Consider the following 13,920-nt stretch of genomic DNA (forward strand, 5'->3'; position numbering starts at 1 on the left):
GTTACTCTGAATTTTGTTCATTTTTTACTTCTTCTTTTTCGGGAAAGGAACTATCGCTCCATAGCCCGTTGGTACTATTTCATGTCTACGCATCCAGTCAATCGCTTTGAAAAAGCGTTCTCTTGCAATCTTTAACTTTCGTTCAGACCAGTTTTCTCTTGATTCATAAACGATTTCTTCATCTGATGGATTTGCATTTCCATTAAGAATCAGATTGTTCCATCCTGCGTAAGTAGTGGCAATAATTTCTGAGACTTCTAAATCGAACTCTAAAAACAAAGCGATTAAATCATCCAACTGTTTATTCTTACCATCCGAAAATGCAGATTGAAATTTTTCAATTGCCTTTTCTGATTTTTTTGCCGAAGAGTAGGAATAGCCAATATCTTTCTTTTGTATGGCAAAATAGTTGGCCATTTTTGCACGGTGTTCTATTTTCTTCAAGTGCGGATAATCATCCGGACCTGCAGCATCTTTTACAGGCTGTCTGCCCAATGGAATCTGCAAATGGTATTCAACCAAATGGGCAATCTTTTCGCATTTGATGTGACTTAAGTTATCTATCGATGCGGGATTTTCTTCGTGAATTTTAATCACTTTGGCTATTAAACCTGCGTGAATGTCCGCTGATATTTTTGCAATCGGAGTTGCTATTTTAGCCACAACTAAAGGTTGCTCCTCTTTCTTTTTACTTGGTTTAACCGTTGCTTTATTTCGTTCCGCTTTTATCCTTTCCAGCAATACACTTGCAGGTTCATAATCCTTCGCTAGTTTACATTCTGCCAATTCTTGCGCAGTTAACAAATTACCTTCAAATGCTTTTTTAAGAATGCTTTGACGCAAGGCTTCTGCTTTTGCTAAACTTTCTTTGATGTTTTGTTCTATGGAATCACAAACGGATAAACGAGATTCGATTTGTTTGACGATTTCTTTTTGTTCTAATATTGAAGGTATGGGAATTGGCATTTCTTTTAATTCTTCCATACCAACCATATTTGGCATTGCACTTCCCAATGCTTTCGAGAATATTAATCTTTGAAAACTTTCAGACCTAAATAAAATAAGGAAATATTTTTTAAGAATTACTTCCTCATCTAAATCAACTTTAAGTAATGCTTGGTTAATAACACCCACTTCAGCATCCTCAGGAAGTAAACATATTCTTCCTAATGTTGCACCAGAACAACTTATTATTAAATCACCCGCTCCAACTGCAAATGCTTTTAATTCTTCAAATTTTTCAGGGGTTATGAAATATCTATGTCTATATGGATCGTCATTTATTGCGTGTCCTTGTTCATAAACAACTGTTCCGCTTTCAACAAAAAAATCCTTTTTTAAAGCACTTCCAAATGGTCCGCGTTTAAGTGCATATTTTCTATTTGAAGTTAAAGTTTTCCAGGGTAAACTCAACCAACTATTTGGTGTAGTAAAGTTTAATTGCTCTAATTTATAATTTGGAAAATAGTCTCCTTTAGAAATTAGTTTTTCTTTTATTGCAGTATTTTTTTTGTTTTTGAGTTCCTGTAAAAAATCATCCATATTATATGAATGTTTTTCTCTCCAATTCTTCGTCAACTCCCCCTCAAAAGCCTTTTTCAAAACCGCTTGTCTGTAAATTTTTAATTGCTGTTGTGCTTTTTTTAAATCGGCAATACCAGCATCTAAACTGCTAAATAAACTTTCTAATTTTTTAACTATGGCTCGTTGTTCGGGAAGGGGTGGTAGTACAAACTTTATTGTAGAAAGATTTTTTCTAGATATTCTTTTTCTAGTAGTTCCACTTTCTAACTTTGAAATTTCAGATCGAATAAGCGGTGAATTTATTTGATATAGAAAAAACTTATTTTCTAGTAAATCACTACCAAATCTCAACATTGCAATATCAACTGCGGTAATAAACCTTCCATCTCCATCTAATGGAAATATTACTGCTCGTCCAAGAGGATCAGGCATTCTTGCAATTAATATATCATCTTTCTTAAGAAAATGTACTTTAAGCTTGATAGATGTTTTCTCATTAATAAAAATATTTGATTTATCTCTAAAAATCCCATCACCAAGATCTGAAAGTTGAATCAATCTTATTTCTCCAGATATATCCTGATCTTTTTTTTCTATCCAGTCACCATCACAAAAAACTCCTTTATTTGTTACTAATTCGGGTATAACGCATTCTATCCAATCTTCTCTCATTATGCAGCTAACGCTTCATTTAATTCATTAATAATATTATCCATTTCGTTACCAAACAATTGGTACATCTTTCCTCGTCCGCCTTTACTGTCAAACGGGTTATAATCCAAATCATCCAGCTCAATATGGTACGAACTTACAATGTGGTCTTTTATCATGCGCAGCCAGTCCATTTGTTCGGTGCTAAAGCGGTTGTGCTGTCCTGCATTTTGCGCAAAAATCCAACGTTTAAAATTCTCGTCAATGGTTTTATCAAAAGGTTTCAGTTCTTCATCTATGCCACACACTTTTCTAATCAAAGAAACCAATGCCGTGAGTTCATCTTTCGGGCAATCGCTTTTCACTTCTTCTATACCCGCATAAGCATTCCAAACGTGCGCCGGAGCCAACAGCGGCTTTTCCAGTTTCAGTTTATCCATTACTTCTTTTATCATTTTAAAAGTAATGTTGCGGCGGTTGTAAGGCTGGTCGTAAAAAATACTCAGTGCCTGTATTTCGTCTTTATTGGTTTTTAAGTATGCGCTGAAATCGTTAATCAAGGCTTTGGCTTTGTCCACCGATTCGGTGTCCCATTCTGCTTTGGTCACCACATCCAGATTGATATGGTCGATAATCTGGTCGTGCTGTTTGCGCACATTATCAATATGGTCGTTCAGTTTGCCATTAAAAGTCAAAGATGCGGTTTTCAGCAAAGCTTCCTGCGCTTCGGCTCTGGCCTGTTCTTCTTTTGCAGGCGTACGCTCTTGTACCGGAATTTGAGCGATGATGGCATTGGCTTTATCGGCAATCACATCGGCATCAAAAGCTTCTATCAGCTCACGGGTCATCTGCTTTAAGCTTTTGCCTTTTGCCAATTCCTGTATTTTCTCTTTTTCGGCATCGGTCAGTTGTTTTTCCAAACGGATGAGTCGGTTTGCCAAAGAAAGATACACATCTTCTTCCTGCACACCCATAGTAACGGCTTGCAACAAATCTTTTAAAGGAATGGTTGGCGCACGTTCCAGCGGACGGCTGTCGGTTTTTTTAGATTTGGTGGCACCTACTGCATCTACAATTACGAAATGCGTTTTAGCATCTGCTGTTTTGGTCACCAGTTTTAATTTATCGGCAGAAATGGTGCGGGTACCACGTCCTTTCATTTGTTCAAAATAATTGATGCTTCGCACATCCCGCATAAACAGCAACACCTCCAAAGGTTTTACATCGGTTCCAGTCGCAATCATATCTACCGTAACGGCAATACGCGGATAATAGTCGTTCCTAAAACGGTTCAGCACCGATTTTGGGTCTTCTTCTATCTTATACGTTACCTTTTTACAGAAATCATTGCCTTCGTCAAACACTTCTCTTATGATGTTAATGATGTCATCGGCATGGCTGTCGGTTTTGGCAAAAACCAATGTTTTTGGCACTTCGTATTCGCCCTTTTCATCAAATCGATTGGGGAAAATATCTTTTTTCAATCCGTCTTTATAAGCCGTAATAATGGTTCTGATTTGGCTGATGTTGACTACTTTTTTATCTAAATCATTCCGTAGGTAAGCGGTGTCTTCATCTTCCTGTTGCCAGCGTTTGGCTCTTGATAATTTATCTCTTCTGTCTACAAACCAGCCTTTTTCTATCAAAGCGCCTTTGGTAGAAATATCGGTTTCGATTAGATAAACATCGTAAGGAACATTCACCCCATCAATAACAGATTCTTCGTAAGTATATTGGCTTACTACATTTTCATTAAAGAAACCAAAGGTTCTTTTGTCTGGTGTAGCGGTTAATCCCACCAAAAAAGCATCGTAATAATCCAACACCTGTTTCCAAAGGTTGTAAATAGAACGGTGGCATTCATCAATAATAATAAAATCAAATTGCTCGACGGGAACTTTTGGATTATAAGCCACAGGAATGGCGTCTTTTTTTGCCAATTGTTTTTCTATCCATCCTGAATTTTCATTCGGATTAACTACATCTTCATCTTCATCCATTTCCTCGCCCTGCAAAATGGAATACATCCGCTGAATGGTGGAAATACAAACCTGACTTTCATCGGCGATGTAGCTCGAAGTCAATCGTTGCACATTGTACAGTTCGGTAAACTTACGGTTATCATCCTGTGGCTGATAGGCTCTGAACTCCTGCTCGGCTTGTTCGCCTAAGTTTTTGGTATCAACTAAAAACAGAATGCGTTTAGCCTTTGCAAATTTTAATAAGCGATAAATAAATGTAGCGGCAGTAAAGGTTTTACCCGCACCGGTTGCCATTTGAATCAACGCTTTCGGTCGATTACCTTTAAAAGATTTCTCTAAATTATTGATGGCAATAATCTGTGCCGGACGTAAATTTGTTTCATCCAATACCGGATAATCTGCAAATCTCCCTCGTAAACTTTTTTCTCTTTTCGACCATTCCAACAAAGTCTCCGGCTTATGGAAACTAAAAACATTTCTCCCTCTCGGTTTGGGGTCGGTATAATCGGTAAATCGGGTAACAACGCCCGTGCTTTCGTAGATATATTTTAAACCTTCCGTATTTTTGAAGAACTTCAGTCCGGCACCGGCATATTCTTTTGATTGCTCTTCCACCACAGTAAGCCGATGTCCTTCATCTTCCTTTTTAGCTTCAATTAAACCCACAGGCTTTTGATTGACAAAAAGTACATAATCAGCAGGTCCAACACTGGTTTGGTATTCACGAATGGCTACACCCAATCCTACACTGAAATCGATATTATTTTTAGATTGTACGTGCCAGCCCGCTTGTTGTAGCATAGCATCTATTTGGTCACGGGCTTTTTGTTCAGGATTTTGGTTGAGTTCGTTAGGCATTTATTTATATATACGCTGCTTATGACAGCGCAAGATAATAATTAAATTTCGAGTGGTGGCCTTTGTGAGCTAGGGTTAAAAAAATTTGTAACTTCTATGTTTAACAACTGGCAAATCTAAAAAGCAAAAACCAAGTACAAATATGAAAACTTTTACTACACCCGAAACAATCAGACTTCAAAAATATGATGCACTAAAACTCCTTTGAACAATAGGTATAGGTCTGCTTTAAATTATCTAAATCTAGACTATTAACATTTGGAATTCCAGTGGCGAACGCTGCCAGATCCATGGACGAACACGTGTAGTAATAAAGTGTAGCAATAAGAATAATGATTCATAATCTTATGGATTAAGATGATCGGAATTTAGTCGTTCAGCTTCGCGCTTGATGTTCAAATGTATTAAGCCTTTAGGATGTATACTACATACCAACTTACCGGAAACAAGGACATAAATGGTAGTTCTTTTCACGATCAAAGCGATTGAGTCCACCGGAACACCATAAGACGCCGCGAAATGTTGCTCCGCTTTTTCGATAAAATGAATAAATGAACCAACTTCAGGGCGAGTAAAATATCTTCGTTTAGACATATTTGCTAAATGCTTGGTTGAACATTACCTATCAAAGTCATAACGGTTTACATAGCCGGCGTGGTCAAAATCCTTATCCATACATTGAATGGCTGTCAATATCTGCTCACACTTTTTGCCGTCTTTTTGTTCATAGTTAATAAGCAGGTTAACAAAAGCACTGTAGGTTTCAGTGTCATCGGCGTAATAACTCGGCACTTCACATGTTAGTGTAATATTGATGTTTTCTCCTTCAGCAACATCCCCAAATGCCACACTGGGGTCAATCAAAGGGTCAGTAGTCCAGTTCAGTCCCCAGGATTGTGCTCCGTACCAGCTTAATACAACTCCCAATGCAGGTTGCATACTAGCATTTGTTAGAGATATTTGGCATTTCACATATGCGACACCATCTAAAAAATCTGCATACCAATCCACTTCAGCTTCCAGGCGAGGCAATACATGCTCAAAAAAAGCAAGTTCAGTTCTTATTCTACCACTTTTGATCAGGCGAATTAGATAAACCACGAGAAACATAGTAGCCCCCGTAACAATAAATAAGGGAATAAATAGATAATTAGTCATCCCAGATGATTTAAAATGAAACAATACCTACCCATTTGAGCAAATGTGAACTTGCAATACATTTATGGGATGTGAAAAAACTCAATAGGGGGTTTGAGTAATACTAAAATAATGATAAAAAATTAATAAAAAAATTTTATTTCCTTTGTTTGAAGTATAATTATTGTATAGCTGTTGATGCTCCGCGAAATAGATGTTACCTTAACCAAACCCAAATCCATAACCCTGCATAAAATAACAAACCCAGGCCCATCAATATCCCCATTGTAAGCGCCATGATTTTCCAGAAAGCTACCGGCTTTCGTTTCTGCAACCGCTTTTCCGGAATATACTTTCCAAATAGAATAGCACCGCCAACAACCACCACAATTACGCCAAAAAACCATCGCATGCGGTAAATCATGTCTTTAAAATGAATCCACCTGGCCTTAAGCTGATCGCCTGCACTCACTTCAATACTGGTCACGTAATCATTTCCCAGTCCCGATCTTCCTATGTTAAGTTTAAGCTGCTTTCTGCCCTTGAGATAGAAGAATGCATAAGGACGGGCCTCCATAGTAAAAACCCTCCCATCAACGTTTACGCGAACATCGGTGTGGTCAAAGCCGGTTTTGCGATGAAATACCTTCTGCACATCAACCAGGGTTGCATCCTTAACATGCGATGAGCTAAATGCTGCACTAGCCAGAATATCTCCATTTACAATCATGTAGCCCGTAGCAAAAATGCCCAGTAAAGTGTAGATGAAAAAGTAGCCAATTGCACCGTACAGCTTTACGCGCTCAGCATACACCGTCCTCAGGGCAGCATACAAAGAAAATGGTGCGATTGATATTGCCAGCCATGGCCAGAACTGAAACATCCCTTTATCGCTATACATTACCAGGAAAAATCGTGAGCATAGGTAAATGCCTAACCATAAAGCTATATAACCTAAAAGGAGTGGCTTTACAATATTTTGTGAGAAGGCTTTAATATCCATGAGTAACGATAATTGTAAAAACGTTACAATGTAACAGAGAATAACAACAGAATGTTCGATGTCTATTTAGCTAAACTTCAGCATGCATCACAACTGGTCATTCCATCAACGGTTCTTACTAAACTAGTACATATTACCTAAAAAAACGATACATTTTACTGATTGTCTGCGATAGTTTTGGTAGGATATTTACGTTTTAATAACTTTATATATTAGTAAGATTAAAATTATACTGACCGTTTGAAATCGATCACCCCTTTTTAGGTATCGAATGATTAATGGGATAATTTGACCAATGAAAATTTATAAAGATTTCGCATCATATAATCAAGCGATGGGCATAAATGCGCCCTTGAATAACGACATAGATATCGGTTATTATGATCCCAAAAGTATAGTCCTTCAACCCGAACCGGTGATGGTAGATTTTTACAGAATTTCTATCAAGATTAACTACAGGCTAAAATCGACTCCCTCTGAAGCACATAAAAGCGCTATCTTTTTTAATAGTCCGGATTTGATTATACCTCCGGGATGGGAAGCAGAACCAACTTTTACCGGCATGTATTTGCAGCTTTCTAAAAAAGTAATTGAAGAAAACAGGTTTCTGTTCAGGAACTACCTGGATTACGGCCAGCACGAAGCGCTGATACTTAAGGATGAGGAAGTAGTAGAAATTAGTGCCGTGTTCAAGCTGATGCTCACCCACTACCACAGCGAAAAAAAACATTTTGCTGTGCTACTATCCTATGTGAATGTAATGATATCATTGGTGGAATCTTTTTACCAACGGCAATTTTCGACTAACCCTAGACAATATAACCGGATTGTAGCCGATTTCCAACAAGCTTTGATTGATTACTACACGCAACCCGTAAAGCAACTTCCTAACGTCAATTATTTTGCTGATCGCTTAGGTTTGACAGCAAATTATCTGGGCGATATTATTAAACATTTTACTCAAAAATCCGCACTTGAAAACATTCACGAATATGTGATCAAAAAAGCGAAGGAAGTGCTAGAAAAGGAATTAGAGCTGAACACGGCTGAAGTGGCTTATCAGCTGGGCTTCGAATACCCGAACTACTTCGCTAAATTCTTTAAAAAATGGGTTGGATATAGTCCAAAGGAATATAGGCTCGCTTTAAACAAGAAAAAATAGAACCAGCATAAATACCTTCAATGAAAGTATTTTAACTTATCGGTAATTTGTTTCTGTTTTTTTGGTAATCTGTTTCCGTTGCTCCTTTCCTCAACAAATAATTTTGTAGCCTGATCTTAAAGGATAACAAAATGAAAAATAACGATAGGGACATCAAACCGGAGAACTCAAGACGTAAATTTATTGGGCAATCCGCAACGGCCGGGATGAGTATTTTACTGGCGCCGACATTACTTTCTGCAACTGGAATACCGGAAGAATATGACACAGATTTTGGTGTAACTAAAATGAGTACGAGAAAACTCGGCGAATTGGAAGTATCAGCACTGGGCGCCGGCTGTATGAGCATCAGCGCGAATTATGGCGCTCCAGCCAAACCAGAAGAAGGTATTAAAACCATGCGTAACGCTTATGAGAAAGGAGTTACTTTTTTCGATACTGCTGAAGTATACGGTCCCTATACCAATGAAAAACTGGTTGGAGAAGCATTGGCACCATTCCGAAATAAAGTGGCCATAGCTACGAAGTTCGGTTTTGAAATTGGCGGTCCAAAGATTGCACTCAACAGCAAACCCGAACACATCAAAAAAGTAGTTGAAGAGTCGCTGGTAAGACTTAGAACTGATAGAATCGATCTTTTATATCAACACCGGGTTGATCCTAAGGTACCCATAGAAGATGTAGCCGGGGCGGTAAAAGATTTAATTGCAGCAGGTAAAGTATTGCATTTTGGCCTATCCGAAGCAAACACTTCAACTATCCGCAAAGCACACGCAATACAGCCGCTTAGTGCCATTCAAAGTGAATATTCATTTATAGAGCGAAGCGTAGAGAAAAATGGAGTTCTGGATCTTTGCGAGGAGTTGGGAATTGGATTTGTTCCCTGGGGGCCACTAGGCATGGGCTTCCTCACAGGAAAGCTCAATGCACAAACGCCTTTTGATACCAAACTGGACTTGCGTTCGGGATTTGATCGCTTTACTCCCCAAAACCTTGCAGCGAATATGCCAGTTGTCAATCTGTTGAACCGGTTTGCATCCGAAAAAAATGCCACAGCATCTCAAATTGCACTCGCCTGGCTGATGGCTAAAAAACCATTTATAGTATCAATTACAGGAACCAGAAATATTCCGCACCTGAATGAGAATTTAGGCGCTTACAATCTGCGCTTTACAGCACTAGAAATCCAGGAATTGGAAACTGAGTTTTCAAAATTGAAAATATATGGTGGTAGAATGAACACAATGCAAATGGCCTTCTGCCAATAATTCCTCAATAATGAACGACATCCTGTTACAGATAAAAATACAATGAATACACACCAAAAAGTTTTACTCATAAACACACACTTAACTTACCCCAATTGGAGCGAAGGCACGTTAAACGCTTCTTTCCACAAAAAAGCCAAAGACTTTTTCATAGCCCATAATTTCGAAATTTTAGAAACTAAAGTAGAAGATGGTTATGATGCCAATGAAGAAGTAGAAAAACATCTGCAAGCAGATATTATCATATTGCAAACGCCTGTCAACTGGTTTGGTGCACCCTGGATTTACAAAAAATATGTAGATGAAGTATTCAACAGCGGTTTGATGAGTGCAAAGTTTCTGGTCGGCGATGGGAGAACCCGTGAAGACGATACCCGGCAATACGGCACGGGTGGAAAAATGCAGGGCAAAAAATTCATGGTTTCCGCTACCTGGAATGCACCCAAAGCGAGTTTCGACGATTCAAATCAGCTTCTGTTTGCAGGAAGAAGTACAGCTGATGTATTAATCCCCATCACGAGTAATTACCGTTTTTGCGGCGTTGATATCGTGCCAGACTATAACTGTTTTGATATTTTTAAAGATGGTGATATCGTCGGGGCATTAGAGAATTACCCTGTCCACTTGAAGCAGGTATTAAGTTTGTAATTATTGATTAAATACCAGCAGTAATGTAAAAAGCAAAACCCGTTATAATCCCGGGTTTTTGTTTTTACTTGTGATTTGATCCATGATTTGTTATTTGCACTAATCTTTAAAAAACTGATTGCGAAAAAACAAAAAACGTTAGATAATTTAACCATTAACACTACCGCCAAATCTTCCGTTCCAGAGGGATATACTTTTCGAATAAAACAGCCAGGTTTAGTGCATTTTTGCGGTGCTCGTTCCCAGGGCACTGCTCTTCATAAAACTCAGGGGCATAATAAAAAAGTGTTTTGATCTTGTCTCTCGTAATTAGATGGATGATAATATATCCGCCATCAGTTACAGTGGCGAAAGTACTCCCTTCTGAACAAGCAGGATAATCCCGGTCGTCTTGCATTCGCCATAATTGCATTTTCGTTATTGACTGCCAGAGATTTTTTAGCGAATCAGTTTTCGTCTGAGTCATCTTAAAAAAGATATTAATATCTGCCGGTCTAAGCTTATATAGCATTTTTCTCGCCGACAGTTGAGCAAAAAACTCAGGAGCCATGCTTTTACTCCTGTTAGAGACATTTCTATAAGTCGTATCTATTGGTTGGTATTTAAAACCATTTACAAAGCCCTTATCCTTACTCAAAACCTGATAAACGGCGGGATCATCCTCATATTTAGGAAATTCCAGGATAATGGTACTATCTGCGTATTGTTTAAAAAACAAATGCATCGGTGTTATTCCTGATGTTACCTTTTCGTACTCATGAGTTTGACACAAGGAATTAAAACAAATACTAACTGAAAATAATAAAATTAAGTAACAGGTCTTCATAGGTTAATTTTTAAATACCCATTTTGATAAATGCGACAGCAATCAATTTCCAGGACAAAAAAGGTACCTGTACACTTTTGGAATAATTTCTTAAAATCGATAGGCTGCGGAGTGCTCTAAGATAAATGATCTTGCGCTACTCGCGAAAAATAAATTCTACCAATCATGCGGTATCAAGGATTGTTTTGAACCAGCTTTTCAGATAATTGGAATACCCAATCGTAATTATAATATTTTTTGTATCTTAGTTTTACTTACCAAAAATACATTCTGCTTTCCTAAAAAATTCAAAACAACAGTTTTCTTTAAGTCCACCTCAAGTCTACCCCCAGTCTACCTTTTGTCTACATCCAATCTACACCAACTGGCAGACAACTTGCAGACAACCGGCACACTACTTCGGGGCAAGTGGGATAAACTTCGACAAAAATGGTTCTTTTACCAAGGGAATCCCTCGGCTGGCACCAGAACAGCAGCCGAACCCTATCCGAATATTTCCCGAACTTGTTAATAACTTGTCTGGGAGTTAAGTCATCAGCAAGCCGGAGTGATTGAGGTAATCATTCACTAGTTCTATCATCCAATCATTCCCCTCCCCGATACGCTTCCTCCAGCACCCCCACCTCAACCTTCCCCATTTTCCTGAACGCCTCAACCACCCTTTCAATCTGCTTTTCGCTTCCATGTTTCAGCGCCTCAAACATCACGGATGATGCCACCTGCCACGATACCCCAAACTGATCTTTCAGCCAGCCACATTGCCCAGGGGTCCCGCCCGCCGTAAGCGCCGACCAGTGATAATCGATCTCCTCCTGACTATCGCAGGTAATCAAAAACGAAAGGGCATCATTAAACCCAAAGCCATGCGGGTGTGCACTGTCCATAGCTGCAATCCAGGTGCCGTGCACAAAAAAATCACCATACATCAAACTGCCCGCTTTGTCCGGTCCGGCATCTTCCGCTCTCGGCGCAAGCGACCCTGGCCTGGCATCCTTAAAGATCTTCGAATAAAAATCGATAGCCTCGCCAGCTTTTCCAGCTACCGCTCCGGTAAACATCATAGAAGGAACTATAGCAGGTCTTTCAGCGGAGCCTTCAGCCCTTAGCATCAGTTGCCACGAAACACCGAACTGATCCTCCACCCAACCGTACCGTGCACTAAACGGGTACTCGTCCAGCGGCATCATGATTTTGCCACCCTCAATAAGTTTCTCCCATACCTGATCAACCGCAGATGCCTCATCGAAATGCATCATGAAAGAAATAGACGGATTAATCTTCAATCCCGGACCACCGTTAATCCCTAAAAAAGATTGCCCGGCAATTGTAAACTCCACTACATCACATTTGCCACCTGGCATTGGAATAGCACTCGAATAGATGACAGCTGATTCTGGCATTAAGCCAGTATAAAAATTCGTTGCTTCAACAACATTGTTGTCGAACCAGAGGTGTGGTTTAATCGGTAACATAGGCTTATATTTTTGTTGTATATAAAACTAACGAATATCACCTGAACAAAAAAGAAATACTCAGGCGTTCCCTTTATCCGTGCTTTCCGGATTTCCGACGCGAAAGAAAAATTACCTTCTTGAACTTATTAGCCTTTAATCCATTATCTTTAATAAAAATTAACCTCCATGAGTTTCCCTGCGATCTTACTGTTGATCTATTTGATCTCTTACCTATCTTTCAAGCTGGTGACCATTATTCATGAGTTAGGTCATGCCATCCCCGGAATGATGTTTACAAAGGCTGGTGCAACAATTTATATAGGGTCTTATGGAAATACTTCCGAATCCTCAAAGCTTTCTTATAACAATTTAACCATCTACCTCAGTAAAAACCTTTTTAACTGGCAAGGCGGTTTGTGTATTTTGGAGAAAAACAACCTCACCATCACGCAAGGAATCATTCAAATCATAATGGGCCCGCTCCTGCCGGTGATCCTTGGAGCAGCTACATTTACATTCGCCAGCCTGTTCAACTGGCATGGCTCACTAAAATTCGTTTCAGTCATTTTTCTGGGAGTAACCATTTTCAGCATGTTGCAGAGTTTAGTTCCATCCGCTAAACAAATGGTTACCACCCAGGGGCGCCGCATCAATAACGACGGCCGTCAGCTCCTCAAACTCATTCGCTTGCGAAAAATAGAAACTATAGTAAACCATGCTGTACAATTATATGATGAGGAAGATTATGAACAGGCGGCGGAAATTTTCCATCGGGAAGTCTTGAAAGATATAAAGGAACCTGAATATTTTAAACTCGCAACATCGGCTTACCTGATGTCCAGACAATATCAACTGGCAGTCGAAGTATCAGATGAACATCAGCAGCTATTCATTTTAGATGCCGATGATTTAGCCAACGCAGGATTAGCCCATTCCTTTGCGGGCGAAAACGATACCGCAGTGGAATATTATCTGCAGGCGATAAAGATCTGTCCGGAGCACAAATATGCCCTGAATAACTATGCCTTCACGCTAAAAAATATGGCGCAATACGAACAAGCCATTGACATATTCGATAAAGCGATAATCCATTACCCAGACTTTGCATATGCTTATAGCAACCGGGGACTGTCAAAAATAATGCTTGGCGATCACGACTCCGGTTTGGCAGATATTAACTACTCCTTCAGCCTCGAGCCAGAAAATGCCTTCGCACTCCGCAACCTCGGCATCTACCATCTGCAAACCGGCAATCCCGCACAAGCACTTGAATTATTTGAAAAGGCCAGATCTATATCGCCCATCACTTATCAGATTGATGAATACATCCTTCAGGCCGAAAGCGCCATTAAATAACAACTGAAAATATTTTATACAAATTCATTCAATCTTTCCCTCCCTGAGCCG

Annotated in this window: 10 protein-coding genes; 4 read left to right on the plus strand and 6 right to left on the minus strand. The window is 39.3% G+C overall.

The window, feature by feature from the left end; all coding sequences use genetic code 11:
* Window positions 1-24: 24 nt before the first annotated feature.
* The 4 genes from AB669_RS03675 to AB669_RS03695 form a co-directional block, all read right to left on the minus strand.
* The gene (locus AB669_RS03675) at window positions 25-2,196 is read right to left on the minus strand and encodes a restriction endonuclease subunit S (protein ID WP_047797944.1); all 2,172 of its coding nucleotides are present in this window, start codon (window positions 2,194-2,196) and stop codon (window positions 25-27) included.
* Window positions 2,196-5,015 carry a DEAD/DEAH box helicase family protein gene (locus tag AB669_RS03680; RefSeq protein WP_047797945.1) on the minus strand — a complete coding sequence of 940 codons (2,820 nt, stop codon included), beginning with the start codon at window positions 5,013-5,015 and terminating at the stop codon, window positions 2,196-2,198. The genes AB669_RS03675 and AB669_RS03680 overlap by 1 nt, the downstream gene beginning before the upstream one ends.
* A gap of 618 nt (window positions 5,016-5,633) precedes the next feature.
* Entirely contained in the window at window positions 5,634-6,173 is a 540-nt protein-coding gene (locus AB669_RS03690; protein WP_156166647.1) for a hypothetical protein, read from the minus strand.
* Window positions 6,174-6,369: 196 nt separating this feature from the next.
* On the minus strand, window positions 6,370-7,155 hold the full coding sequence (locus tag AB669_RS03695) for a hypothetical protein (protein WP_047797948.1): 786 nt from the start codon (window positions 7,153-7,155) through the stop codon (window positions 6,370-6,372).
* Between the two features lie 295 nt (window positions 7,156-7,450).
* Here AB669_RS03695 and AB669_RS21390 point away from each other — a divergent pair, with 295 nt between their 5' ends.
* The 3 genes from AB669_RS21390 to AB669_RS03710 all read left to right on the plus strand — a co-directional run bounded on the left by AB669_RS21390 (window position 7,451) and on the right by AB669_RS03710 (window position 10,233).
* On the plus strand, window positions 7,451-8,317 hold the full coding sequence (locus AB669_RS21390; RefSeq protein ID WP_053058236.1) for a helix-turn-helix domain-containing protein: 867 nt from the start codon (window positions 7,451-7,453) through the stop codon (window positions 8,315-8,317).
* A 131-nt stretch (window positions 8,318-8,448) separates the two neighbouring features.
* Complete coding sequence (locus AB669_RS03705) at window positions 8,449-9,585, plus strand: aldo/keto reductase (protein WP_231582619.1); 1,137 nt, start codon at window positions 8,449-8,451, stop codon at window positions 9,583-9,585.
* Between the two features lie 42 nt (window positions 9,586-9,627).
* A complete protein-coding gene (locus AB669_RS03710; protein WP_047797949.1) occupies window positions 9,628-10,233 on the plus strand; it encodes an NAD(P)H-dependent oxidoreductase in 606 nt (201 codons plus the stop codon).
* Window positions 10,234-10,393: 160 nt separating this feature from the next.
* Here the strand turns inward: AB669_RS03710 and AB669_RS03715 are convergent, their stop codons facing one another.
* Window positions 10,394-10,957, minus strand: a complete 564-nt coding sequence (locus AB669_RS03715) for a hypothetical protein (protein WP_156166648.1) — start codon at window positions 10,955-10,957, stop codon at window positions 10,394-10,396.
* A gap of 686 nt (window positions 10,958-11,643) precedes the next feature.
* The gene (locus tag AB669_RS03720) at window positions 11,644-12,531 is read right to left on the minus strand and encodes a VOC family protein (protein ID WP_047797951.1); all 888 of its coding nucleotides are present in this window, start codon (window positions 12,529-12,531) and stop codon (window positions 11,644-11,646) included.
* A 168-nt stretch (window positions 12,532-12,699) separates the two neighbouring features.
* Between AB669_RS03720 and AB669_RS03725 the strand changes: the two genes are divergently transcribed.
* Window positions 12,700-13,869: a tetratricopeptide repeat protein gene (locus tag AB669_RS03725; protein WP_047797952.1), complete on the plus strand. Its 1,170-nt coding sequence runs from the start codon at window positions 12,700-12,702 to the stop codon at window positions 13,867-13,869.
* The last annotated feature ends 51 nt before the right edge of the window (window positions 13,870-13,920 follow it).

The sequence above is a fragment of the Pedobacter sp. BMA genome, assembly GCF_001027745.1.
Classification (GTDB): Bacteria; Bacteroidota; Bacteroidia; order Sphingobacteriales; family Sphingobacteriaceae; genus Pedobacter.